Below are 23,754 nucleotides of genomic sequence, written 5' to 3'. Positions count from 1 at the left end.
ATGAAGCGCAACTCGCTGTGCTGCAGCCGGTCGGCCCGCACATCGGCCAGCGCGCCGAGTCCGACGGCGGCGAGCGCCTGGCGGGCGCGGGCGGTGGTCTCCTGCTCCTCCCGCCGCTGCCGCGGCAGCGACAGCAGCGCCTCGAGGAAGCCGGCGCGGCCCTCGATCATGGCGCCGACCATGACATTCTCCAGCACCGAGGCCTCGCCCACCACGCGCGGGGTCTGGAAGGTGCGGGCGATGCCACGGGCGGCGCGGCCGACCGCGTCGCCGGCCGGCAGCGGCGCGGCATCGCAGGTCATCTCCCCGTCTCCGGCCGGTAGTAGCCGGAGATGACGTTCAGCGTCGTGGTCTTGCCGCTGCCGTTCGGGCCGATCAGCCCATGCACCTCGCCGGGGCGAAGATCGAGGTCGAGCCCGTCGATGGCGCGGACGCCGCCGAAGGCCAGCACGATGTTGCGCAGGCTGAGGCCGGCATGCGGCGGCTGCTGGCCGAGCAGGGCCGGCAGCAGCTCGGGCCGTGGGATCACCGCGCGGTTGTCGGGCAGGGCGCGGCGGTTGCGCGGGTCGATCAGCGCGGCGATGCCGCCCGGGATCGCCAACACGATGACCAGCAGCAGGGCGGCATAGAGGAAGGTGGACCAGGCGGCGAGCGGCGCCGCAACCTCTGGCAGCAGGGTCAGCAGCAGGGTGCCGAGCAATGGCCCGAGGATGGAGCCGCGCCCGCCGATCAGCACCGCGATGAAGAAGAGCAGCGACAGGTCGAAGGTGAAGGCGTCCGGCGTGATGTAGGTCTGCAACGTGGCGAAGAGGCCACCGGCGAAGGCGGCCAGCGCCCCGGCCAGGATGAAGACCCAGATCAGCAGCCGCGGCTTGGCGATGCCGCTGGCCTCCGCCGCCACCTCCGCATCCCGCACCGTGACCAGGGCGCGGCCGAAGCGGCTGCGGGCGATGTTGCCGGTGATCCAGGTGCAGACGACGGCAACCGCGAGGCAGGCATAGTAGAAGCCCCAGGCGGTATCGAGCGGCGCCGGCATGGACGGCCCGGTGATGCCGATGCCGCCCCCGTCACGTCCTGCCAAGCCAGCGCCACCTGGGTCACGATGGTGGCGAAGCCGAGCGTCGTCATGGCGAAGTAGAAGGTCCGCAGCCGCAGCGCCGGCAGGCCGACGACCACGCCGAAGACCGCGCCCATCAGCGCCGCGACGGCCAATGCCAGGAAGGGGTGCACCGGCTCGAACAGGTTGCCGGCGGCCAGAACGGCGGCGGTATAGGCGCCGATCGTCAGCAGGGAGACATAGCCGATGGCGAGCTGCCCGGCATAGCCGACGATGAGGTTGAGCCCGGAGACCAGCACCCAGTAGATGCAGGCGCGGGTCGCGATCAGCGCCCAGTACTCGTTTCCCGTCAGCGGCAGCAGCACCGCCAGGCCAAGCAGCGCGGCGAAGGGCCAGAGCGCGGCGAGCGGGCTGGACGCGGGCAGCGCGACAGGCTGCGGCGCTGCCAGGTTGTTTGCCAGTGCCATCAGACCCTCCGTGCCGCGGGAGCGCCAAACATGCCTTGCGGCGCGGCGAGCAGCACGATGATGAACAGCGCGAAGACGGCGACCGAGGAGAAGATGCCGCCGACCATGAAGTTTGCCGCCTGCTGGAACAGCCCGAGCAGGATGCCGCCGATCACGGCGCCGCGGTTGTTCCCCAGGCCCCTAGCGCCACCGGGACGAAGCCGTAGAAGTTCAGCAGCGCGCCGTTGGCGAAGAAGGCCAGCAGCAGCTGTCCGCCGGCGAAGCCGGCCAGCGCGCCGATCGCGCCCGCCAGCGCATAGCTGGCGATCTCGCAGGTTGCGCTCAGGCAGGCCGAGCGCGCGGGCGGCGAAATTGTCCTCCGCCACCGCCAGGAAGGCGCGGCCGACCAGGGTGCGGCGATAGAGAAATCCGAGTCCGAGGATGGTCGCCGCGCAGGCCAGCACCGGCAGCCAGTACTTCTCGTCCCAGACCCCTTCGCCGAGCCCGACCAGCCGCGGGAAGGGTTGCGGCTCGGTGCTCCAGAGGATCGCCGCGGTCTGCTGCACCATCAGCGCCAGCGCCAGGGTAGACAGGACATACAGGTGCTGGTCGAGGCTTTTCAGCACTGGCCGCACCGCGACATATTCGGTGACCACGCCGAGCAGCGCGGCCCCCGCCAGGGTCAGCACCAGGGCCGGCAGCAGCGGCAGGCCAAGGCGCAGCATGAACAGGGACCCCAGGACGCCGCCGAGCATGCCGAGCTGCCCGGCGGTGAAGCTCATGACACGGGAGGTCGCGTACATGGTGTTGTAGGTGATGCCGATCAGCGCATAGATCGCGCCGACGGCCAGGCCCGAGGCCAGGATCGAAGCCAGCATCCGCGAACCCCCGCGTCCCCTGCCTCAGCCGTAGCCCGGGGCGAGGGCGAAGGTGCCGTTCTTGCCCGAGCTGGCATCGGACATGATGACGTCCTCCACCGGGTAGCCGTTGTGCTCCGCCGGCGTGAAGGTGAAGTTGCCGTAGTAGCCGGGTCGCGCCTTCAGCGTGTTCCAATGGCCGATGATCGCCTCGGAGGAGGTGCTGCCGCTGGCGGCCACGGCTTCCGCGATCATCTCCACCGCATCCACGCCGCAGGCGACCCACCACATCAGCGTGTCGTTCAGCGCCACCTTGCCGGCCATCTTCTGCACCAGCTTCTCGGTATGCGGCGGCAGCTTGCCATTGGCGTCGTAGCTGCAGCTACGGTAGCCGATGCAATAGACCTTCTTCCAATTGTCCGGCTTGTCGAGCAGCGAGGCGATCTCGCCCGAGGACAGCGCCGGGTGGCCGATGAAGGGCACGTCCCAGCCCATCTTGGCGCGGGTGTTCAGCAGCCGGGCGATCATGCCGGTGGAGACCGACCAGATCACGATCGCCTCCGCCCCCGCATTGCGGGCGCGCAGCATGTCGGGCGTCATGTCCGGCTGGGTCGCGTCGATATTGGCCTTGTAGACCACCTCGGCGCCTTCCTTCTGGATGTTGGCGGCCGAGGCATTGGCGGCGGTCACGCCATAGCCGGTGGTGTCGCCGACGACGGCCACCTTCTTCGCCTTGGCGATCTTCAGCGTGTAGTTGCGCACCGCGTCGTCCCACTGGGTGTTGCTGGGGGCGATGCGGAAGGCGTTCGGGTATTTCTTGGTGTCGATCAGGCTGTCCACCACGCAGGGGTGGATGTTCGGCATCTTGCCGCGGGCCATGATCGCGGTGGTCGCCAGGCTCTCGCCGCTGTTGGTCGGCCCCCAGATGGCATGCACCTTGAGTTGGCTGATCATCTCCTGCGTCGCGTTCACCGCCTTGGTCGGGTCGCCCTGGGTATCGCGGGTGATGATCTCGACCTTGCGGCCCTTGACGCCGCCGGCGGCATTGATGGCGTCCGCGGCAAAGACCACGCCGCGGTTGAAGCCGATGGCCGGCGCGCTGCTGGGCCCGGTCATGGCGGCGAGCCAGCCGATGCGGATCGGGTCGGTCTGGGCGAGGGCGGGGGTGGCGAGGCCGAGACCGGTCGCGGCCACGAGCCCGGTGCCGCCGAGGGCCAGGCCCCGGCGCGTGATCATCATGGACATTCTTGTTCCTCCAGGGACGGACCCGGTTGCCCGGGTCCGGCAGTTTCTTCGGCGATCGTTCGCGCGGTCGGGCCGCGGCGGCGTTCTGTGCCCATCCTGCGGTGGTGGCGGGCGATGTCAACGTGGCAGGGCATGGATCGCGGCGCCGCCCCAGGCCCAGGATGGACGCGTCGCCGTTGCGGCGGCAGAGTGCCGCCACCGGGGCCGCCTGGCCTCCCATCAATCGTCCAAGGACCGCCACCGCCATGTCCAGCACGACCGGCCCAGACTATGAGCGCCTGTTCCGCCGCGGCGTGCCCGCCGCGGCCGCACGCTTCACCGGGTTCCCGAAATACAACTTCATCGGCGGCCACAACGATCCGACCATGCTGCCGGTCGAGGCGCTGGCGGACTGCGCCGCTGCGGCGCTGCGGCGGGAGGGCGCGAGCCTCTCGCTCTACAATCTCGGCCACGGCCCGCTCGGCCATCGCGGCATGCGCGACCTGGTGGTGGACAAGCTGAAGCGCCACCGCGGCATTGAGGTGACGCGGGAGGAGGTGCTGCTGACCTCCGGCTCGCTGCAGGGGCTCGACTTGGTGAACAGCCTGCTGCTGGAAGCCGGCGACACCGTGCTGTTCGAGGAGCTGTCCTATGGCGGCGCCATCTCCCGCGTCCGCACGCTGGGCGTCGAGCCGGTGCCGATTCCGCTGGACGGGGAGGGCATCCGGATCGACGCGTTGTCGAACGCGCTGGATGCGCTGAAGGCGAAGGGCGCCACGCCGAAATACATCTACACCATTCCGACCATCCAGAACCCGACCGGGTCGATCCTGCCGCTGGAGCGCCGGGAGCAATTGCTCAAGCTGGCCCGCGTGCATGGCGTGCCGGTTTTCGAGGACGAGTGCTATGCCGACCTGATCTGGGCCGGACAGGCGGCGCCGCCGGCGCTCTACGCCATGGACCCGGCCCAGGTGATCCACATCGGCAGCTTCTCGAAGACCCTGGCGCCTGCGCTGCGCTCGGCTTACGCCGTCGCGCCCTGGCCGGTGCTGTCGCGGCTGGTGTCGCTCAAGACCGATGCCGGCAGCGCTTCGGTCGAGCAGATGCTGGTGGCCGAGTACTTCTCCCGCAACTTCGACAGCCATGTCGCGGCATTGTCCGGCGTGCTGAAGGAGAAGCTCGACGTGATGGTCGAGGCGGTGGAGCGCGAGTTCGGCAGCACCGCCGAATGCTTCGTCCCGAAGGGCGGCATCTTTCTCTGGATCAAGCTCCCGCCCGAGGTCGATGTCCGCAAGCTGGTCAAGCCGGCGGCCGAGCGCGGCATCGCCTTCAACCCCGGCCCGGAATGGGCGGTGGTGCCGGACTCCGCCAGCTTCGCAGCTCCGGCTTTGCTTCGCCCTGCCGAGCAAGGACGAGATCAGGGAGGGCGTCGCCGCCTTCGCCCGGGTCTGCTTCGAGCAGACCGGCATCCCGGCGCGCAGCGGCAACATCCGCAACGCGGGCTGAGTCAGGCGGGCGCCCCCGCCGGCACCCGCCGCGCCGGCAGGTCGAGGGGGATCAGCCCCATCTCCAGGCTGCGGGCAATCCGCCGGGCGCGTTCCAGCATGTGCCCGGCGCCCTCCGGGGTCAGGCGGGTGCGCACCGTCGCCTCGAACAGCGCCAGCCAGCGGGTGAAATGCGCCGGTGTCAGCGCCAGCGGCCGGTGCGCCTGCATCGGCTGGCCGTGATAGTCGCCGGTCATCAGCGCGACCGAGCCCCAGAAGCGGGCGAGGTTGGCGATATGCGTCTCCCAGTCCTCGACGCCGGCGAAGGCCGGGCCGAGCAGCGGATCCTGCCGTGCCGCACCGTAGAAGGCGCGCAGCACCTCCTCGATCGTGGCGGCATCCAGGCCGGTGCGGGCGGTGATCTCGGCGCCGAGCGCGGCGCGGCGTTCGGCGTTTTCCGGGATGGGCTGCAAGGCGGGCTCTCCGTATGCCTGCATCATGACCGATATAAGTGGTATTTTCAATACTATTTTTCAGAATCCACGCTCCACCGCTTGCGCTCCGCGTCCGCCGGCCGATGCTTGGGGCCCTGCCTGGGTGCCGGAGGCCTGACCATGCTGGACCATGTCGACGGCCTCGCGCAGCATGAGGCCCGGGTCGCCCGCGACCTCGAATTGCTGCTGCTACCGCCGGCCAATTGGACCGCCCCGGTCACCGGGCCGGGCGGCGAGCCGGTGCTGGACGTGCTGGTGGTTGGCGCCGGGATGTACGGCATCGCCGCCACTGCTGCCCTGACCTTCAAGGGACTGCGCAACGTCCTTATGCTGGACCGCGCGCCCGAGGGACAGGAAGGCCCCTGGGTGACCACGGCGCGGATGGAGACGCTGCGTTCGCCGAAGCACCTTCCGGGTGTCGCGCTCGGCATCCCGTCGCTCACCTTCCGCGCCTGGTTCGAGGCCCGCTCCGGCGCCGCGGCCTGGGCGCGGCTGTACAAGATTCCGAATGGCGACTGGCAGGACTACCTGTCCTGGATTCTGCCGCGTGCTGCGCCTGCCCGCGGCGAACGGGGTGGAGCTGCTGCGGGTGGAGCCGCGCGGCGGGCTGCTCGCGGCGGTGCTGCGGCAGGACGGCGCCGAACGCGTGCAGCTCACCCGCCGCCTGGTGCTGGCCACCGGGCGCGGCGGCACCGGCGGCTTCGCCGTCCCGCCCGGGATCGATCCGGGCCTGCTTCCGGACCTCGCCGCGCATGGCGGCGGTCCGGTCGACTTCGCCGCGCTGCGCGGCCGCCGCATCGCGGTGATCGGCGGCGGACCGACCGCCTGGGACAATGCCGCGACCGCGCTGGAACGCGGCGCGGCGCGGGTCGACATGTATGTCCGCCGCGCCGTGCTGCCGCAGGTGAACAAGGGTCGCGGCTCCGCCCATCCCGGCTTCTTCGAGGGCTGGGCGACGCTGCCGCCGGCGGAGAAGTGGCGAATCCTGGCCTATATGCACGACCTGCAATCACCGCCGCCGCACGAATCCATCCATCGCGCGCTGCGGCTGGAAGGTTTCCACATCCATCTCGGCACGCCGGTGCTGGGCGCGGCGCGGCAGGACGGGCGGGTGCGGCTCGATCTTGGCGGCGGGCGGACCGAAGCGGTCGATTTCCTCATCCTCGGCACCGGCTATGGCATCGATGCCCGGCGCATCGCCGAACTCGCCGCGCTCGCCCCGCGAATCGCCACCTGGGCCGACCGCTTCACCCCGCCGCCGGGGCAGGACCGTCCTGAGCTCGGCCGCTTCCCCTGGCTGGGGAGGGGTTCGAGCTGGCCGGGCGCGCGGCAACGGACGACGCGATGCTGTCCCGCATCCACCTGTTCAGCCATGCCGCCTTCGCCAGCCTGGGCGCCATTGCCTCCGACGTGCCGGGCGTCTCGGCCGGGGCGGAGCGCCTGGCGCACCGGATCGCCGCCCGGGTTTTCGCCGAGGATATAGACGCCATCCGCGGCCGGCTGGAGGCCTTCGCCGAGCCGGAGTTGCAGGGCACGCCCTTCTTCGTCGCGCCACCCTGACGCGGGCAGGGCCGATCGGCGCCGCGGCCTCGCGGCCGGCCCAGGCCAGCGAAAAGGATCTGTACGGGCCGGGGTCTCTCCGGTGTGCCTTGGTCGGCATGGGCAAGGTCGACGGCGGCGCCTCGGCAGCCATCCCTGGCATCCGGGGTGATACAGGGTCCGCAACACTCTCCGGCCGGTCCGGTCATGCGATGATCCGCGCTGGCCCGACTCGATTGAGGGGCCGCCCGATGCAGCGCCTTATCGGCAAGACGGGCCGGCACAGGGTGGGAACAGCCTTCGGCCTCCGCCGTTCCGCCCCGGCGCGCCCCGAAGCGACGCAACGGGCGGGGGACATGTCGTCGGCTATGGTGGAGCGCAGCTCACTCACGCACGCATCGAGAATGGCATCGGTGTCCCGGTGTCGCGTCCGGCCGGGCCAGGGTCGGTGAGCGAATCCCGGGACGGCGCGATGCGTGTCTTCACCGTGCCGGCCTGGCGCCTGCGGATGATTTTGGCGGTCTATTCCTATCAAGGTTTGGTCGCGGGCTTCGGCATGACGGCGCTGCCGAACCACCTCGCCGCCACCGGCGCCTCGGCCGGAGCGATCGGCGCGCTGATGGCCATGATCGGCCTGCCCTGGGCGCTGCAGCCATTCTGGGGGCCGGTGGTCGATGGCTTCGGCCAGTTCAGGATGGGCCGGCGGCGCTTCTGGATCGTGCTGCCGCAGACCGCTGCGCTCGGCTGCCTGGCACTGCTGCCGCTGGCCGGCGACGGCATCGGCGCGATGCCCTGGCTGGGCGCGATCCTGATGGCGCACAGCGCCTGCGCCGCGCTGCTCGACACCGCGATGGACGCGATGATCATCGACGGCACGCCGGCGGATCGGCTGGGTCAGGCGACAGCCCTCACGCGCACCGGCTTCGTCGGCGGTACGGCGCTGGGCGCCACGGCCTTCGCCGGGGCGATCCCGGCTTTCGGCCTGCCGGCCACGGCCGGCTTGCTGCTGCTGCTCGCCGCTCCGCTGGCCTGGGTGCCGCTCACCGTGCTCGAATCGCCGGGCGACGACCGGCTGTCGCTGCGGCGGCGGCCCATCACCGCAGCACATGCACCCGTGCCGTCCCATGTCATGCTGCTGCGGCTGTCGTGGCGGCTCCTCTCGATGATGCGGCAGCCTGCGGCGCTCGCCCTGATCGCGCTCTGCGTCGTCGAGGAATCCGCGACCTCGGTCTTCGGCGTGCGCCTAGCAGTGGAGATGATCCAGGCGGGCGGCTGGGATCCGGCGGCCTTGTCACGGCTGCAAAGCGGGCTGGCAGTGCTGGGCGGGACGCTTGGGGCGCTCTCCATCGGCTGGTGGTCGGACCGGATCGGGCCCTACCGCACCCTGGTCGTGCTGTTCTGGCTTTGCGCCGTCGCCTATGCCGGCAGCGCGCTGCTGCTGCTGGGCCCTCGCCGGCCTGGCCGCGGCTCTGGCCATGGCGCTGACCAGCGTCGTGCCGGCGCTGGTCTTCGTCGCGCTCGCGCCCGCGGTGATGCAGGCCAGTCGCGGGCCTGCCGCCGCGACGCGGTTCGCGCTGTTCATGGCGGCGCTCAACCTCGGCAGCGCACTCGGCGCCGCGGCATCGGGACCTGTCGGCGCGCTGCTGCGGCCCTGGCAGACGGTGCTCGGGGCAGCGGCGATCTTTGCCGCCTGCGCCCTCGTGGCGATGCGGCCGGAGCGGTTGTTCGGCGATTCCAGAACATCTTGATCATCCGGCTTGTTCCCGGAAACCATTCGGCACTCGGCACGGAGAGCGCTCGTTTCGATTTGCATCATTCGGGTTTCGCAGAAACATCTCCGGTATACGTGATCATGTGCGGCTCTGGCGCTTTTCGCGGCCGGCATGAGCTTCTCCGACGGACAGCGACGGTGGGAGAGAGATGCCAGCAGCTTCGAAGCGGCGCCGGGTAGGCGTGGCCGTGGTGGGTCTTGGCGGTGCGGTGGCGACCACGGCGGCGGCGGGCGTGGAAATCCTGAAGCGTGGCACCAACCAGATGAGCGGCCTGCCCCTCGCCGGCCTCTCCGTTCCCGGGCTTGCGGGCTATGAGGACCTGGTCTTCGGCGGCTGGGACCTGAACGGCCAGAACCTTGCCGAAGCCGCCGCCGAGCATCGCGTGCTGAACGACAACCAGCTCGACGATACCGCTCCGGCCCTGGCGGCGATCCGGCCCTGGCCGGCAGTCGCCAGCAGCGCCTTCTGCCGCCGCATCGAGGGCGCCAACATGCGGGAGGCGAAGGGCCACCGCGCCGCGATCGACGCCATCATCGATGACCTGCAGCGCTTCAAGGCGGCGAACGACATCGACGACGTGGTCATGGTCAACCTCGCCTCCACCGAACGCACGCCGGCCGATGCGCCCGCGCTGCGCACGCCGGAAGCCTTCGCCCGCGCCATCGCCGAGGACGACCTCTCGATAGGCCCGGCCATGCTCTACGCCGCCGCGGCGATCGAGGCGGGCGTTCCCTACGGCAACTTCACTCCCTCTGTCGCCGCCGACGCGCCGGCCCTGACCGAGCTGGCGCGGCGCGGCGGCGTGCCGATCGCGGGCAAGGATGGCAAGACTGGCCAGACCCTGATGAAGACGGTGCTTGCCCCGGCCTTCCGGGCGCGTGCGCTGCATGTCGATGGCTGGTTCTCCACCAACATCCTCGGCAACAGAGACGGCCAGGCGCTGGAGGACCCGGACAGCCTGAAGTCGAAACTCGGTACCAAGGGCAGCGTGCTGGACAGCATCCTCGGTTATCGGGTCGAGGACCACATCGTCGATATCCGTTACTACCGCCCTCGCGGCGATGACAAGGAAGCCTGGGACAACATCGACATCTCCGGCTTCCTCGGCCACCGCATGCAGGTGAAGGTGAACTTCCTCTGCAAAGACAGCATCCTCGCGGCTCCCCTGGCACTCGAGATCGCCCGTGTGCTGGACCTGGCGAAGCAGCGTGGCGAGGGCGGGCCACAGGAGCAGCTCAGCCTGTTCTTCAAGGCGCCGATGACTGCGAACGGCCGCGCGCCGGAGCATGCATTCCACACCCAGGAACGCATGCTGGCCGAATGGCTTGGCCTGCCGGTGCCGGCAGCCGCTGCGGAATGAGTTCGGCCGCCGAGGAGGGCAGGCGTGCGCCCCCGCTTTGCTCCCGCTCTGCCGTGCACTCGGCGACCTCAAGCGCATCCGCTCGGCCGGACGCAGCGGATCGATCGCCGAGCGTCTGTTCGCGGCGGCCTGGGCACGGGTCGCTGCGGGCGAGGCGCCCGAGGCCGTTGCGCGCGACACGGTACGGTCTGCGCTGATCGCCACGCGCCTGAGCGATTTAGATGCCGCCGCGCTGGGTGATGCCGGCATCCCGCCGGCGGAGGTGGGCCGGATCCAGGGTGCTGCGCTGGCGCAGGCGGCCACACCGCTCGATATGGCCACGCGGGCCTGGCTGGCGGGAGGCACCAGGCCGGAGCCTGCCGCCACACCAGCCTCGCTTCCCGGCTTCGTCGCAAGCCTTGCTGCCCAGCCGCGCGCCGGCGCGACGCATCCGCAGCTCGGGCGCCTGATGCTGGAGCCGCCGGAGAGCCATGCCGAGCATTGCGTGGTTGTCGCGGTGATCGGCACGCTGCTCGCGCCGAGCTGGGACGCCGGCTTTGAGGCGGTCTTCCTGGCCGGCTTGGCGCACCATCTGCACAACGCGCTGCTGCCCGATTCCGGCTTCGCGGGAGAGATGCTGCTGGGTGCATGGCTGCAGCCCGCTTTCGCGCGCGCGACCTCGCTGGCGCTGCAGCAGCTCGACCCCGTGCCACGCAACCGCGTCGCGGCGGCGCTGCAGGTCATCCCGGATGCCGCGACGCCGGAAGGCAGTGCCTTCCACGCCGCCGACACGCTGGACCGCGTGCTGCAGGTGGAGCACCACCTCCGCGCCGCCGGCACCACGATGGACTACGTGTTGCGGGAGATGGAGCTGGTGCATGCCGGCCCGACCAGGATTTTCCAGGATGCAGTCCTGGCACGATTCGGGCTGCTAACGGGGCCGCCGGAGGCACGCGGCGGGGTGGCGGCGTGATCCCGGACACCCCGCATTCGGTCCGCGACGCCGCGGGCCGCCGCTGGCCGGCGCCGGATGGCATTCCCTTCCTGCGCGCAGGCCGCGATGCGCTGGCGGAAGCAGCCCTCGCTGCGCTCGATGCCGGTGATGCCGAGGGCGCGCTGGTGCTGCTGCTGGCCGACCAAGACGACTGGTGGCGCGGCCCGACCGCCGATGCCGGCGCCCTGCGCCGCTTGGTGCGGGAGCGCGAGCGGCTGAGCCTGCGTGACGCCATGGCGCTGCTGGCCTGGGGGCCGGTCGCCGACTACTTCGCGCATCGCTGGTCGGATCCAACCTTCCTGGCCGGCTTGGCGCTGGTCGAGGCCCACTGGACTGCGCCCCGCACAGCCTTCGAGCTGGCCTGTGGGATCGGCCACCACCTGCGGGAGCTGTCGCGCCGCGGTATCGCTGTGGCCGGCATGGACGTGGTCTTCGCTAAGCTCTGGGTGGCGCGGCACTGGGTCTGCCCCGAGGCACGGTTGTTCTGCCTGGACGCGGCGCAGGACTGGCCCACGCTCGGGCGTTTCGACCTGGTGGCCTGCCACGACGCCTTCTACTTCCTCGAGCCCAAGGCGGCGATCCTGGCCCGGCTGCGGGCCCTGCTGGATGCGCGGGTCGGCCTGCTGGCCATAGGCCATGTCCATAACCGCGAATGGGAGAACCTCTCGGCCGGGGCTGCGGTCAGCGCGGCCGAGATGGCCGGACTGCTGCCCGATGCCGTGCTGTACGACGATGCCGAGCTGACCCGCGCCCTGGCCGCCGGGCGTGCGCCACGGCCGGCCCAGGCCTCGGCCTTGCGCGGCGCGGAAGCCTTCGCCGCGATCGCGGGGCCAGGCCTCTCCGCGGCGCGGCCGAGCCCCGGGCTGCTGGCTTTGCCGCCGCCCGGCACGCCGCTGCGGCGCAACCCGCTCTATGACGCGGCGGGCCGCATCGCCTGGCCATCCGAGCGCTACGGGCGGGAATACGGCGCGCGCGCGACCTACCCGCCCGGCAGCCAGGCGCCCGAGCATGCGGTGCTCGACGCCGCGACGGCCGAGGCCGCGCGACGGCGCGAGCTAGTCGACCTGCCGGAGCGCTGGTGAGGATGCTGGACGCACTCTCCGCTACCACCTCCGGCACGACCGGCCTCGGCTGGGGCGTCATCGGCTTTGGATGGGTGGCGCAGGATTACGCGGTGCCGGGCCTGCTGGATGCAGGCGGGCGGCTGGTCGCGATCGCCGATCCGGATGCGCGGGCACGGCGCCGGGCAGCAGCGCTCGGCGCGCGTGCCGAGAAAGAGTTGCGGGCGCTGCTGGAAGACCCGGCGGTGCAGGCGGTCTATGTGGCAACCCCCAACCACCTGCACCGCGCCGCCGTCGAGGCTGCGGTGGCCGCCGGCAAGCCCGTGCTGTGCGAGAAGCCGATGGCGACGACGCTCGCCGAGGCGGAGGCAATGGCGATGGCGGTGCGCCGTGCCGGCATTCCCTACGGCACCGCCTTCGACCAGCGCCATCATCCGGCGCACCAAGCCATGCGCGACGCCATCGCGGCCGGCGCGATCGGCAAGGTGACGGCGATCCGCATCGCCTATGCCTGCTGGGTGGATCCGGGCTGGGCCGGCGACAACTGGCGCGCCGATCCGGCGCGCGCCGGCGGCGGGGCGCTGATGGACCTGGCGCCGCACGGGATCGACCTGGTGCAATTCCTGCTGGGCGAGCCGTTGCTTGAGATCGCGGCGCTGACCCAGTGCCGGGTGCAGGACTATGCGGTGGATGACGGCGCGCTGCTGATCGGCCGCACGGTCTCCGGCATCCTGGTGCAGCTGCACGTGGCCTACAATTGCCCGGAAGCCCTGCCGCGTCGACGTCTCGAGGTCCTGGGCACCACCGGCCAGCTGCTGGCCGAACGAACCATGGGCCAGACTGCGGGCGGCAGGGTCTGGCGTATCGACGGCCGGCTCGGCCTGCGGGTGCCGCTGCCGGTGCCGGAGGCCGGCGCCTCCCCTTCACGCGGCAGATGGCGGCCTTTGAAGCCTGGCTGCGCGGCGGCGGGGACGCCGCCGCCTTCTCGCTCGACCGCGACATCCACACCATGCGTCTGCTGGAGCGCGCCTATGCGGCGGCGCACCGGGGGCCAGCCCCGACGAGGTCGCCGCATGCCGTTGAAGCCCTATTCCTGCGCCAATTGCGGCCACTGGCAGCGCTACTTCGCGCCGCCGCCGGACTGCCCGGTCTGCACGGACACGCGCAACGACCTGCCGGAGGATGGCTGGCGGTTCCTCACGGTCGAGGAGGTGCGCCCCATGCTGCGCGGCCACTGGCGGCAGCTCGGCCGCGACATGGTCGCCTTCCTCGACCACGCCGCCGCACGGGCTGAACGGCACCGGCTGGCTGCTGCCGCACCCCGAAGGCAATATCGCCTTCGAAGCGGCACCCTTCTACACCGATGACATGCTGGCGGAGATCGACCGGCTGGGCGGCATCCGATTCCTCGCGGCCTCCCACGTACACGGCTATGGCGCGCTGTGGCAGCTGCAGGACGCCTTCCGGCCGGAGGTGCTGGCGATCCAGAAGGAAGACCTTTGGCTGACAAAGGCCTTCCGCGTCACCCGGCCCTATGACGAGGCGCTGGAGCTACGGCCCGGCCTCACCCTGCATCATGTCGGCGGCCACTACGAGGGTCAGGCCGTGCTCCACGATGCGGGGCGGCGGATTCTGTTCTGCGGCGACGCCTTCAAGGTGGACCAGGACGTCGAAGGCAACAGCCTGGCGGTATCGACCCACAAGGCCTTCCACAAGAACATCCCGCTGACGCCCGGCGAGGTCAAACGCTACCGCGAGGTCATTGCCGGGCTGGACTTCGACACCGTCTGCACACCCTTCGAGCACGCGCCGGGCATCGGCCGCGACATCGCGCTCGCCGTGCTGGACGACCAGCTGCGTGGTCCACCCGAAGTCCGCCACATTCCCCTCCCCGAGCTGCGCAGGAGCACCGCGCGATGACCGACCTGCACGACGTCGCCAAGGCCTTTCGTGAATCGATGCCCTCGCAGGGCCATGTCTCGGTCTTTCGCATCGACATGCTGGACCGCATTGGCATTCCCGTCATCCAGGCCAACCTGATCCTACCGGACGAGCCGGCGACGATCGGCTACGGCTATGGCTTCGAGCCGATCGAGGCGGAGGTCGGCGCGCTCGGCGAGCTCTGCGAGGAAGTGCATGTCCATGGCTGGCTGAAGCAGGCGGAGCGCGTCGTCGGCTCCCATGCCGAGCTGGTCCGGCGGCACGGCGCGGACGGCATCGTCGATCCCCTGACGCTCTGCCTGCCGGCGGGCAGCCCCTACGCGCCCGAGATGCCGTTGTCCTGGGTGACGGCGCATCGGCTCTCGGGGGAGCCGGTGCTGGTGCCGCGCGAATGGGTCGCTGCCTACTCCTACCAACTCGGCGAGGACAAGCCGCGGCTGATCACGCCCATCACAAACGGCCTCGGCGCCGGCTTCGACCTGCCGCATGCGATCGCGCACGGTCTGATGGAGCTGCTGCAGCGCGACGGCAATGTCGTCACCTACCGGGCGCTGGACCAGGGCGTGGCAGTGGAGCTGGACGCGGTGGAGGAGCCGGAAGTCGCGGCGCTGCTGGAGCATCTCCGTGCCCTCGGGATCGCGGTGAAGGTCAAGCTCGCCTGCACCGATTTTGGTATCCCGAACCTCTACGTCGTTGGCGACGACCACGGCACGCCGACCGTGCCGATCCAGGTGACGAGCTGCGGCGAGGCATCGCATCCCGACCGCGCCCGGTCGCTGCGCAAGGCGCTGCTGGGATCCTGCGGCAGCCGGTCCCGCAAGGCGGCGACGCACGGGCCGATCGAGGCGGTCACCGCCGTCCTGCCGCGCGAATATGTCGAGCGCCAGATGGCAGTCGCCATGCTGGAGGAAGAGGAGAACCGCGCGCTGGACGCGATGGCCGAATGGGTCGGCCAGGATGCGGTGGAGCTGCGCCAGCGGTTGTCCGGCAGCGTCTTTGCCGAGCAGAGGCGGGTGCGGCTGTCTCGACCTGCCCACCGTGCCGGCAAGTGCGATGGCGGAGTCCGGCAACCGGCTGCGCCTGCTGACCGAACGGCTCGCCGCCGAGGGGTTGGCGCCGCTTGTGGTCGATTGCTCGCCCAGCGAAGGGCCGGTGAAGGTGGTGAAGACCATCGTCCCAGGTCTCGAAAGCGAGACGATGAGCTATCACCGCATCGGCTGGCGCGGCGTGGTCCGGCTGCGTGCGCGGCAGGACCCGCTGCTGCTGGACGCGCCGCGTGACGGCGCCCGGCGCGTGCTGCTGCGGCCGGAGGACGAGGCACGCGCCGGCGGCCCGGCCTGGTTCGACGCGCGGCTGGCGGACCATCTGGTCGGCAAGCTCTACCCCCTGTACCGCGAGAGCGGCCCCTTCTCGGCGCAGATGCATCGCCAGCGGCGGGCGGCATGAGCACGACGCTCGGCGACATGCCAGAGCCCGCAGCGGCGGCAAGCATCCTGTCGCCTTCTCCGCGGCCGTCGGGCGGGCTGCGCTTCGCCTACAATACCAATGGCGCGGCGAACCACCGGTTGTCCGACGCCATCGCGTTGATCGCGGTCGCTGGCTATGACGGCGTTGCGTTGACACTCGACCATCACCATCTCGATCCGCTCGAGGATGGCTGGGTGCAGCGCACCGAGGCCCTGGCGCGCGATCTGCACGCCCGCAACCTCGGCTGCGTCATCGAGACCGGCGCACGCTTCCTGCTCGACCCCCGCCGCAAGCACGAGCCGACGCTGCTGACCCCGCACGCCGAGGGCCGGGCCCGCCGCGTCGCCTTCCTGCAGCGTGCCGTGGAGATCGGCCAGATCCTGGGTGCCGAGGCGGTTTCCTTCTGGGCGGGCGTGCCGCTGCCGGGCGTCGATCGCGGCGAGGCCGCGGAATGGCTCGTGGAGGGTGTCGAGCAGGTGCTGGACCATGCGGCGGCGCGCGGCGTGACCGCGGCGCTCGAGCCCGAGCCCGGCATGCTGGTCGAGACGCTGGACGACTACGCGTTGCTGCAGGCGCGCCTGCCGCAGCTGAAGCTGGCCCTCGACCTCGGCCATTGCCTCGTGACGCAGGAGCGCGAGCCTGCCGCGGCGGTCGGCGAGTTCGCCGCGCAGCTCGGGACCGTGGCGATAGAGGACATGCGGCGCGGCGATCACACGCACCTGCCCTTCGGCGAGGGCGACATGGACATCCCTGCCTGCCTGGATGCGCTGGAGGCGATCGGCTTCGCGCGCCTGGTCTGCGTCGAGCTGTCGCGCGAGAGCCATCGAGCGGACCGGATCATTCCGCAAAGCCTGGATTGGCTGCTTCGTTGCCGGGAGGAAAGAACCGCATGAGGATCCTGTTCTGCAGTCGGCGCTTCTTTCCTGCGATCAGCGGGATGAGCGTCTATGCAGTGAACCTGCTGCGCCAGCTGGTCGCCGCCGGACACGACGTCACCATGGTCAGCCAGTACCGCCACGACGAGACCGGGACGAAGGTCTATGGCGGCGGCCCGCCACCGCCGGTTCCCGGTGTCACTGTCATTGGTCGGCAATCCTTGGGCGAAGAGGCCTTCGCCGAGCCGGGTGGCGCGGATTTCGAGCGTGACGTGGAGGACATGGTGCAGGTCATCCTGGCCGAGCATCGCAAGAAGCCCTTCGACGTGCTGCATGCGCAATATGGCTACCCGAATGGCTGGGCGGTGCTGCTGGCCGCGCGGCAGATCGGCATCCCGGCAGTAGTGTCCATCCAAGGCGGCGACGGTCACTGGGTCGGGTCGTGCTGCGAGACCCACCGCCTTGGCATGCTGAACGTGCTGAACAACGCCAATGCCCTGCTGATCGGCTGCGAGAGCTTCGCGCGGGAAGTGGTGGAACGCCTGCACGTGCCTCGCTCGCTGTTTACCATCGTCCCCGGCGCAGTCGATACCGCCCGCTTCCATCCGGCGCCCGGGCATGTGCCGGGCCAGGCCGCGCATCCGGTGCGCCTGCTGTACCATGGCCGGGTCGACCGGCGGAAAGGCTCGCTCGACATGCTCGAGGCGCTGGCGCTGCTGCGCGACCAGGGCGTGCCCTTCGCCGCCACCATCTCCGGCATCGGGCCCGACTATGACAGTTCGCGCGCGCTCGCGGCGAAGCTCGAGCTGGGGGTCGAGGTCTCCGGCTATGCCGATTATGAGGCCGCGCCGGCGCTGTACCGCAAGGCTGATGTGTTCGTCAGCCCGACCTATGCCGAGGGATTCTCCAACACCATCCTGGAAGCCATGGCGAGCGGGCTGCCGAGCGTCGCCTGCTATGCCGTCGGCGTCGTGGACTGTCTGCGGAACGAGGAGAACGGCCTGCTGGTTCAGCCGGGCGACATCCCGGCGCTGGCGAACGCGCTCCGCCGTGTCATCGAGGACCGGCCGCTCCGCACCCGGCTCGCCACGGCCGCGCTGGAGGAATGCCGCCGTACCTATTCCTGGGAAGCCGTGGGATGGCAGATCATGCAGGTCTATGCGGAGGTGCATGGCCAGGCGCCGAAGACCGGCTTCGACCCGATCCTGCCGCGCGACCCGGATTGCCGCTTCCGCGCGACGCCGCACCTGTTGTGACCCAGGGTGCCTGATGCCACGCGCCCTCGCCCTCTCCCCCACTTGGACGATGCCGCCTTCTCCTGCGGCGGCACGCTGGCGCGACTTGCACGCATGGGCTGGAATGTCACGCTCTGCACCGTCTTCACGCAATCGGTGATGCGGCCGACCGGCTTCGCCCTCGCTTGCCAGCTCGACAAGGGGCTGGGGCCCGAGGTGGACTACATGGCACTGCGGCGTGCGGAAGACGCTGCGGCCTGCGCGGCGCTCGCCGTGCAGCCGCATTGGCTCGACCTGCCGGAGGCACCGCATCGCGGCTACGGCGATGCCGGGGCGCTGTTCGGGCCGCCGCAGCCGATGGATCGCGCCGTCACGCCGCTGACCCGGGCGCTCGTCTCCCTGTTGGATGCGGGGCCGGATCTGGTGCTCGCGCCGCAAGCAGTGGGTGGGCATGTGGATCATGTGCTGCTGGTGCGCGCGTTGTGCGCCGTTTTGCCGGCTCGTATGCCCGTGCTGTGGTGGACGGACTTCCCGTACTGCCGGAAGCCGGACAGCCACCCGGCGCAGCCATTCGCCGCCGAGATGGCCGCATGGCCCAAAGTGGAGTTCACGGGCGACGCCGAGTCGCGGCGTCGCGCCTGTGGCGCCTACCGGACGCAACTCGGCTTCCAGTTCGGTGGCGAGCAGGGCCTGCATCAAGCGCTCGCCCAGGCCGGACCCTTGGAGCACTTCCGGGCACAAGGGCGCGCATCATTGCCCACGGGCCTCTATGAGGCGGCATAACGGTGCCGGAGATCGATCGCGCGGAGAGAGACATCGCAGCGCACCGACGGCTGTTGTCAGACACTTCGACTCCTTCCGTGCCGGCGTTCGACTTCTGATCCGGGGCGCAGGGCCGCCCATGCTACGCCTGGGACGGCGGCGCATGGTCCTCGCGTTGCTCGCCGGCAGCGTGACGCTCGGCTTCCTCGTGCTGGCCTGGCAGGTGCTGGCGGGTGGCGGCTGGACCGTCTGGGAAGCGCTCATCCTCGTCTGCTTGGCCGCCAACGCACCCTGGCTTGGCCTTTCGGCGGCGACCGGACTGGTCGGGCTTGGGGTGCGTCTGCTCGCCGCGGATCCGACTGCCGCCGTGCTGCCCGCATTGCGGCACCGCGGCGACCTGGACGCGACGCCGATCCGGATGCGCACATTGCTAGCGGTCTGCGTGCGGCTGGAAGACATGACCTCCGTGCTGCCGACCTTTGCCCGGCTGCTGCGGGAGCTGCAGGCAACGGACGAAGGCCGCTTCGCCCTCGGCGTCCTGTCCGACACACCGGACGGGAGCGCGGCGGAGGCGGAAGCGGAAGCCGTCGCGGCGCTGGCCGCACGCCTGCCGCCCGGTACGATGCTCTACCGCCGGCGTGCGACGAATATCGGGTTCAAGGCCGGCAACCTGATGGATTTCCTCGACCGCCACGTGGAGGAGTTCGACCTTGCGCTTGTCCTCGACGCCGATTCCACGATGGCGGCGGGGACGGTGCGGCGGCTGGTGCGGGTCATGCAGACCGATCCTCGCCTGGCCATACTGCAGCCGACAATCGCCGGGGCCGGGGCGGAAACCTGCTTCGCCCAGTTGTTTGGCTTCGGCCATCGCCACGGCACGCGCCTTTGGGCCACCGGTCAGGCCTGGTGGCAAGGATCGGAGGGGCCCTATTGGGGCCACAACGCATTGTTGCGCGTCGGCGCCTTCCGCCGCGACGCAAGGCTGCCACTGTTGCCGGATGGTAGCCACATCCTGAGCCACGATCATGTCGAGGCAGCATTGCTCCACGCGGCCGGCTGGGCGGTGCGGGTACTGCCGGAGGATGCCGGCTCGTTCGAGCGGCATCCGCCCGACCTCCTGGCATTGTTCGGTCGCGACCTGCGCTGGGCGGCTGGCAACATGCAGTATTGGCACCTGCTGAGGCGAAAGGATTCAGCGGCCTCGGACGCTTCCAGATGGTGCAGGCACTTCTGCACTACGCGTTGGCGCCGCTCTGGTTTTGCCTGCTGCCGGCGGCGGCGTTGAATGTCGTGGCAGGCGGCGGGGAGAACACTTCGCGCGGCGCGTTGCTCGCCTTGTTGCTCGCAGGCTTTGCCGCGCTGAACCTGCCGAAGCTGGCCGGCTATTTCAGATTGCTGTTGCGCCCCGGGCGCGCGAGGCGAGCGGCATTGTTGCGTTGCATGGGACAGGAAATCATCCTCGGATTGCTGCTGGATCCGGTGGCGGCACTGGAGCGGACACTGACGGTTCTGCGGCTGGCCGGTGCGCGGCTGGGCAACTGGACGCCGCAGCACCGCGCAGCACGGGCGATCACCTGGTCCGCGGCGACACGGCGCTTCGGTCTGCACATGGCGGTAGGACTGGCAATGGCCATGGGTTTCGCCACAGGCGGTGATTTCGCCTTGCTGACTGCCCTGCCGGTCATCGCGGGACTGCTGCTTGCCGTGCCGCTTGCGGTTGTTACGGCGTGGCCTGCAGCGTCAGTGTACGGCGAGTCTGAGCTGCCGGCGCCCTTCCGGTAGACTGTCACATGTCGGGACGAGACGGAGCGGACAATTCTCAAGGCGGCAATGTCACGTGTCGCGCTGCCGAGCGTTGCGCATCCTTCGCGCGGCGGAATGACGAAAGATGTCCCTGAATACTCGCCTCCTCGATACCGGCAGTCCGCCCATCCCGGAGGTGCAGGCCTGGGCCACCCGCTACGCCGGGCCGGGAGGACTGCTGAACATGTGCCAGGCAGTGCCGTCCCATGCGCCGGCACCCGGCCTGCTCGAGCGTCTCGCCCGCGCAGCCGGAGATCCGGCTTGCGCCACCTATGGACCGATCCTGGGCGATGTAGCGCTCAGGGAAGCCTACGCTGCCGATCTCGGCGCGCTTTACGGCGGCCGGCCTGACGCATCGGAGGTAGCGATCACCGCCGGCTGCAACCAAGCCTATGTCGTGGCCATGATGGCCCTGGCGCAGCCCGGCGATTCGGTCCTGCTGCCGACGCCTTGGTACTTCAACCACCGCATGACGCTGGACATGCTGGGGGTCGTGCCGCGCCCGCTGCCCTGCCGCGCCGAGCGGGGCTTCGTGCCCGACCCGGAGGAAGCGGCGGCGCTGATCGATGACCGGGTGCGGGCCATCGTCCTCGTCACGCCCAACAATCCGACCGGCGCAGCCTATCCGCCCGAGGTGATCGCCCGCTTCCACGCGCTGTGCCGGGAGAGGGGGCTCTGGTTGGTGCTCGACGAGACCTACAGGGACTTCCTGCCGCCCGGCCGGGAGCGACCGCATGGGCTGCTCGCCGGCAGGACTTGGCCGGAAAACCTCTTGCAGCTCTACAGCTTCTCCAAGTCCTTCGCGATCCCAGGGCACCGGCTGGGCGCCCTCGGCGCGCCGGCGGCGCTCTTCCCGGAACTCGGCAAGGTCATGGACTGCGTACAGATCTGCGCCGGGCGGGCAGGGCAGGCCGCGCTGGCCTGGGGGCTTGGGGCATTGTCTTCGTGGCGCGCGGCGAAGCGCGCGGAGATGCAGGCCAGGGCAGCGGCCGTTCGCGCCGCCTTCGCCCGCCTGCCGGGCTGGGAGTTGCAGTCGCTCGGGGCCTACTTTGCCTATGTGCAACACCCTTTCGGGGCCACCTCCGCCTGGCGGGTGGCGGAGCGGCTGGCTGCCGAACAGGGGCTGTTGTGCCTACCCGGCCCGGCCTTCGCCGGGGAAGAGGCGCATCTTCGCATCGCCTTCGCCAATGTGGACGCGACGGGGATCGTGGCGATGGAGGAGCGACTGCGGGCAGCATCCGCCTGAGCGGGCCGGACATCCTGCCGGCCCGGGCGGCGAGGGCTGATCCGGTCGCTGGCAGGCCGGGTGTCCGTCGGGCGCGGCCCGTTCAGGGCAGCCAGCCGAGGGCGCGGAGACGCTCCCGATCGCCATCCAGGAAGCGGTCGCCGATATCGGCGCGCCAGCGCAGCTCCGGCGCGACGACATTGCGCGCCCGCGCGCGCGCGTCTTCCTGGGCCGCCTGCACCGTCGCGCCAGTGCCGGTGACGATCATCAAATGCCCGGAACGCCGGCGACCCAGCAGCTGGCCGTCTTCCATCCGCATGTCGACCAGATGGTAGCGGTCCAGCTCCGGCGCCCTCGGGCGGGCGCAGGAAGAAGACCGGCGGGTCCTCCTCCGGCGGCGCGGTGTCGGTATGGGCGGGGAAGGGCGGCACGGTCAGCACGATGGCGACCGACCAGCCCGGCCGTGCGGCGAAGCGCGGCGGCAAGCCGGACTGGTAGCCGCCGGCCATGCGGGCCAAGAGGTCGCCCCAGCCCTCCGGCTGCAGCGCGGCCAGCACGGCGAAGCCGGGATTGCCGAAGCGGCAGGTGAATTCCAGGGGCCAGATGCCACGCTCATTGACGATCAGGTTGAGGTTCACGTAGCCGACATGCCCGGCAGCGGCGAAGCGTGGCGCGAGCCGGTCGAGCGTCGCGGCGAAGAGCGGTTCGGAACCGTCATAGGCGGCGAGCGTGCCCATCTCGCCCGTCATCTCGCCCATCTCGCCGGGGAAGAAGCGTTTGTGCTCGAAGTCGATGCAGGCCGGGCGCAGGAAGCGGGTCCCGTCGAAATAGGCGCCGACGCCGACCTCCACCCCCTCCAGCCGCTCCATCAGCAGCACGCGGCCCTCCCCGGCGCGGCGGAGCATGAAGGCGAGGTCGGCACCTGCGGGATGGTCGCCGACGAATGTGGTACGCGCAGTGTCGTCGTGCTTCAGCACGTAGCGTCCGGGGTGCCGGCCCAGCCATTCCAGGGCGAGGGCGGGATGCGCGAAGGAATGGCTTTCGGCGATGGCGAGCCCCGCCTCCCGCAGCGCGGCCTGGCCGAAGGCGCGGTCCTGCTCCAGCCGGTCGCCGAAGGCACTGCCGCCGACAACACGGTAGCCCTCCGCGCGCAATGCGTCCTGGAGCGCGCCACGGCCGACCCGCTCGAAGAAGATCACGCCGTCCTGCCTGACCCAGTCCAGCTCCGCGCGCCAGTCGGCGATGCAGTCGATCAGGCCGCCGAAGGCGCGGTGCTCAGGCGGGTCTTCGGCGAAAACCCGGACTTCGTGGCCCTCCCGGCGGAGCGACAGATAGACGTCGCCGAGATAGGCACGGGGCCCGATGGCGAGGATCCGCATGCGGGTTCTGCTCCGAATTCGATGCTGCCCGGCCCGGCGATCCTGACCGGCTCGAAGGGCCATGTGAGCGAGGGGAGCGGATGACTCAAGGGCGGGTGCCGCATTCGCCTGCGCAGGCTGCGTCAAGGCAACCCACCTGGCGACATCGGGAAAATTCGGCAGCAATACCAGATGGACGGTGGCTAACGTCTTCTTGTTAGGTCGTACACCGCCTTTGCTGAAAACACTGCCATCCCACCCAGGGCGGTCCCCGCACTGAAGTGAAGCGCTGCCAGCACTGGCAGGTAAAGCACAGCGATCATGCCCGCACTCGCTTGGCGAGGGTGCCTACGGTCAGGACCGCTCCGGCGATACCCGCTCCGAATGCGACGCCGCTGGCGACCGACATCATCACTACCAAGCCGGTGATGATGCCCGGAGGCGACAAGAGTCTGATCATGGTTGGCTCTCTCCTATCGCCGACAGAGATGGTTCGGCCCTGCCTTTCCGTAAGGGAGCCATTCCCAGGTCGATGCGTCGCAGGCGTCTGGCCGGGAAGGCTGGCCCAAAGGTGGTGGCCGGTCCAGCTGACGGGCCATCTTCCGGCGCCCCATGTCGCATCGGCCAGCGAGGAGGAGCGCGCCGGAAGCAGGGCGGCCGTGACCACCCAGGCGTTGAGGCAGGACGATTTTGCGCGGTGATCCAGTTCCTGCGACATGCAGGCAGAAAGGCAAACCGGCTCGATCCGGACCGAATGCGTCGCCTTCAGGCAGCGGCGACCTCGACGTCTGACACGATGCCGACGCCCTAATCATGTTCCT

Annotated in this window: 18 protein-coding genes and 5 pseudogenes; 17 read left to right on the top strand and 6 right to left on the bottom strand. The window is 70.3% G+C overall.

Annotation, left to right across the window (positions count from 1 at the left end; translation table 11 throughout):
• Positions 1-2: 2 nt before the first annotated feature.
• The 4 genes and pseudogenes from ACQ86J_RS15775 to ACQ86J_RS15760 form a co-directional block, all read right to left on the bottom strand.
• Positions 3-973: pseudogene (locus ACQ86J_RS15775) on the bottom strand (ABC transporter permease subunit); the annotation flags it as partial.
• Positions 859-1,524 carry a branched-chain amino acid ABC transporter permease gene (locus tag ACQ86J_RS15770; RefSeq protein WP_431271847.1) on the bottom strand — a complete coding sequence of 222 codons (666 nt, stop codon included), beginning with the start codon at positions 1,522-1,524 and terminating at the stop codon, positions 859-861. The pseudogene ACQ86J_RS15775 and the gene ACQ86J_RS15770, both read right to left, overlap by 115 nt.
• A complete protein-coding gene (locus tag ACQ86J_RS15765) occupies positions 1,524-2,381 on the bottom strand; it encodes a branched-chain amino acid ABC transporter permease (RefSeq protein WP_431271846.1) in 858 nt (285 codons plus the stop codon). The genes ACQ86J_RS15770 and ACQ86J_RS15765 overlap by 1 nt, the downstream gene beginning before the upstream one ends.
• 24 nt (positions 2,382-2,405) lie before the next feature.
• Positions 2,406-3,605, bottom strand: coding sequence for an ABC transporter substrate-binding protein (locus ACQ86J_RS15760; RefSeq protein ID WP_431271845.1), 1,200 nt, complete (start codon positions 3,603-3,605; stop codon positions 2,406-2,408).
• A gap of 161 nt (positions 3,606-3,766) precedes the next feature.
• Between ACQ86J_RS15760 and ACQ86J_RS15755 the strand changes: the two are divergent.
• A pseudogene (locus ACQ86J_RS15755) lies at positions 3,767-4,861 on the top strand (PLP-dependent aminotransferase family protein); the annotation flags it as partial.
• Between the two features lie 230 nt (positions 4,862-5,091).
• Here ACQ86J_RS15755 and ACQ86J_RS15750 read toward each other — a convergent pair.
• Positions 5,092-5,541: a group III truncated hemoglobin gene (locus ACQ86J_RS15750; protein ID WP_431271844.1), complete on the bottom strand. Its 450-nt coding sequence runs from the start codon at positions 5,539-5,541 to the stop codon at positions 5,092-5,094.
• A gap of 568 nt (positions 5,542-6,109) precedes the next feature.
• Between ACQ86J_RS15750 and ACQ86J_RS15745 the strand changes: the two genes are divergently transcribed.
• The 16 genes and pseudogenes from ACQ86J_RS15745 (at position 6,110) to ACQ86J_RS15670 (ending at position 21,596) form a co-directional block, all read left to right on the top strand.
• The gene (locus tag ACQ86J_RS15745; RefSeq protein ID WP_431271843.1) at positions 6,110-7,045 is read left to right on the top strand and encodes an FAD-dependent oxidoreductase; all 936 of its coding nucleotides are present in this window, start codon (positions 6,110-6,112) and stop codon (positions 7,043-7,045) included.
• A gap of 528 nt (positions 7,046-7,573) precedes the next feature.
• On the top strand, positions 7,574-9,052 hold the full coding sequence (locus tag ACQ86J_RS15740; RefSeq protein WP_431271842.1) for an MFS transporter: 1,479 nt from the start codon (positions 7,574-7,576) through the stop codon (positions 9,050-9,052).
• Positions 9,022-10,233 (top strand): inositol-3-phosphate synthase, encoded by a 1,212-nt coding sequence (locus ACQ86J_RS15735; protein ID WP_431271841.1) that lies wholly within the window; start codon positions 9,022-9,024, stop codon positions 10,231-10,233. Before ACQ86J_RS15740 ends, ACQ86J_RS15735 begins: the two co-directional genes overlap by 31 nt.
• Before the next feature lie 37 nt (positions 10,234-10,270).
• The gene (locus ACQ86J_RS15730) at positions 10,271-11,185 is read left to right on the top strand and encodes a hypothetical protein (RefSeq protein WP_431271840.1); all 915 of its coding nucleotides are present in this window, start codon (positions 10,271-10,273) and stop codon (positions 11,183-11,185) included.
• Positions 11,182-12,288 carry a class I SAM-dependent methyltransferase gene (locus tag ACQ86J_RS15725; protein WP_431271839.1) on the top strand — a complete coding sequence of 369 codons (1,107 nt, stop codon included), beginning with the start codon at positions 11,182-11,184 and terminating at the stop codon, positions 12,286-12,288. The genes ACQ86J_RS15730 and ACQ86J_RS15725 overlap by 4 nt, the downstream gene beginning before the upstream one ends.
• A gap of 2 nt (positions 12,289-12,290) precedes the next feature.
• On the top strand, positions 12,291-13,634 hold the full coding sequence (locus ACQ86J_RS15720) for a Gfo/Idh/MocA family protein (RefSeq protein ID WP_431271838.1): 1,344 nt from the start codon (positions 12,291-12,293) through the stop codon (positions 13,632-13,634).
• Position 13,635: 1 nt separating this feature from the next.
• Positions 13,636-14,187: an MBL fold metallo-hydrolase gene (locus ACQ86J_RS15715; RefSeq protein ID WP_431271837.1), complete on the top strand. Its 552-nt coding sequence runs from the start codon at positions 13,636-13,638 to the stop codon at positions 14,185-14,187.
• Positions 14,184-15,095 (top strand): annotated as a pseudogene (locus ACQ86J_RS15710) (YcaO-like family protein); the annotation flags it as partial. The gene ACQ86J_RS15715 and the pseudogene ACQ86J_RS15710, both read left to right, overlap by 4 nt.
• Positions 15,082-15,336: pseudogene (locus ACQ86J_RS15705) on the top strand (hypothetical protein); the annotation flags it as partial. The pseudogenes ACQ86J_RS15710 and ACQ86J_RS15705, both read left to right, overlap by 14 nt.
• Positions 15,337-15,435: 99 nt before the next feature.
• Positions 15,436-15,654 (top strand): hypothetical protein, encoded by a 219-nt coding sequence (locus ACQ86J_RS15700; protein WP_431272839.1) that lies wholly within the window; start codon positions 15,436-15,438, stop codon positions 15,652-15,654.
• Positions 15,651-16,568: a sugar phosphate isomerase/epimerase family protein gene (locus ACQ86J_RS15695; protein WP_431271836.1), complete on the top strand. Its 918-nt coding sequence runs from the start codon at positions 15,651-15,653 to the stop codon at positions 16,566-16,568. The genes ACQ86J_RS15700 and ACQ86J_RS15695 overlap by 4 nt, the downstream gene beginning before the upstream one ends.
• Complete coding sequence (locus ACQ86J_RS15690) at positions 16,565-17,806, top strand: glycosyltransferase family 4 protein (RefSeq protein WP_431271835.1); 1,242 nt, start codon at positions 16,565-16,567, stop codon at positions 17,804-17,806. The genes ACQ86J_RS15695 and ACQ86J_RS15690 overlap by 4 nt, the downstream gene beginning before the upstream one ends.
• A 42-nt stretch (positions 17,807-17,848) precedes the next feature.
• Entirely contained in the window at positions 17,849-18,568 is a 720-nt protein-coding gene (locus tag ACQ86J_RS15685; protein ID WP_431271834.1) for a PIG-L deacetylase family protein, read from the top strand.
• The gene (locus ACQ86J_RS15680) at positions 18,555-19,832 is read left to right on the top strand and encodes a glycosyltransferase family 2 protein (RefSeq protein ID WP_431271833.1); all 1,278 of its coding nucleotides are present in this window, start codon (positions 18,555-18,557) and stop codon (positions 19,830-19,832) included. Before ACQ86J_RS15685 ends, ACQ86J_RS15680 begins: the two co-directional genes overlap by 14 nt.
• A complete protein-coding gene (locus tag ACQ86J_RS15675; RefSeq protein ID WP_431271832.1) occupies positions 19,763-20,329 on the top strand; it encodes a hypothetical protein in 567 nt (188 codons plus the stop codon). Before ACQ86J_RS15680 ends, ACQ86J_RS15675 begins: the two co-directional genes overlap by 70 nt.
• A gap of 106 nt (positions 20,330-20,435) precedes the next feature.
• The gene (locus ACQ86J_RS15670) at positions 20,436-21,596 is read left to right on the top strand and encodes an aminotransferase (RefSeq protein WP_431271831.1); all 1,161 of its coding nucleotides are present in this window, start codon (positions 20,436-20,438) and stop codon (positions 21,594-21,596) included.
• A gap of 605 nt (positions 21,597-22,201) precedes the next feature.
• Here the strand turns inward: ACQ86J_RS15670 and ACQ86J_RS15665 are convergent.
• Positions 22,202-22,954 (bottom strand): annotated as a pseudogene (locus ACQ86J_RS15665) (hypothetical protein); the annotation flags it as partial.
• Positions 22,955-23,754: the final 800 nt, after the last annotated feature.

It is taken from the genome of Dankookia sp. P2, from assembly GCF_050632255.1.
In the GTDB taxonomy this organism is placed as follows: Bacteria; Pseudomonadota; Alphaproteobacteria; order Acetobacterales; family Acetobacteraceae; genus Paracraurococcus.
The sequence above is the reverse complement of the archived record's forward strand: the minus strand, read 5'-3'. Positions and strand labels throughout refer to the sequence as shown.

Coding starts and splice junctions, on each gene's coding strand:
- ACQ86J_RS15770 (WP_431271847.1), bottom strand. CDS start 1,524: ATGGCACTGGCAAACAACCTGGCAGCGCCGCAGCCTGTCGCGCTGCCC.
- ACQ86J_RS15765 (WP_431271846.1), bottom strand. CDS start 2,381: ATGCTGGCTTCGATCCTGGCCTCGGGCCTGGCCGTCGGCGCGATCTAT.
- ACQ86J_RS15760 (WP_431271845.1), bottom strand. CDS start 3,605: ATGTCCATGATGATCACGCGCCGGGGCCTGGCCCTCGGCGGCACCGGG.
- ACQ86J_RS15740 (WP_431271842.1), top strand. CDS start 7,574: ATGCGTGTCTTCACCGTGCCGGCCTGGCGCCTGCGGATGATTTTGGCG.
- ACQ86J_RS15735 (WP_431271841.1), top strand. CDS start 9,022: ATGCCAGCAGCTTCGAAGCGGCGCCGGGTAGGCGTGGCCGTGGTGGGT.
- ACQ86J_RS15720 (WP_431271838.1), top strand. CDS start 12,291: ATGCTGGACGCACTCTCCGCTACCACCTCCGGCACGACCGGCCTCGGC.
- ACQ86J_RS15715 (WP_431271837.1), top strand. CDS start 13,636: ATGCTGGCGGAGATCGACCGGCTGGGCGGCATCCGATTCCTCGCGGCC.
- ACQ86J_RS15695 (WP_431271836.1), top strand. CDS start 15,651: ATGAGCACGACGCTCGGCGACATGCCAGAGCCCGCAGCGGCGGCAAGC.
- ACQ86J_RS15690 (WP_431271835.1), top strand. CDS start 16,565: ATGAGGATCCTGTTCTGCAGTCGGCGCTTCTTTCCTGCGATCAGCGGG.
- ACQ86J_RS15680 (WP_431271833.1), top strand. CDS start 18,555: ATGAGGCGGCATAACGGTGCCGGAGATCGATCGCGCGGAGAGAGACAT.
- ACQ86J_RS15675 (WP_431271832.1), top strand. CDS start 19,763: ATGGTGCAGGCACTTCTGCACTACGCGTTGGCGCCGCTCTGGTTTTGC.
- ACQ86J_RS15670 (WP_431271831.1), top strand. CDS start 20,436: ATGTCCCTGAATACTCGCCTCCTCGATACCGGCAGTCCGCCCATCCCG.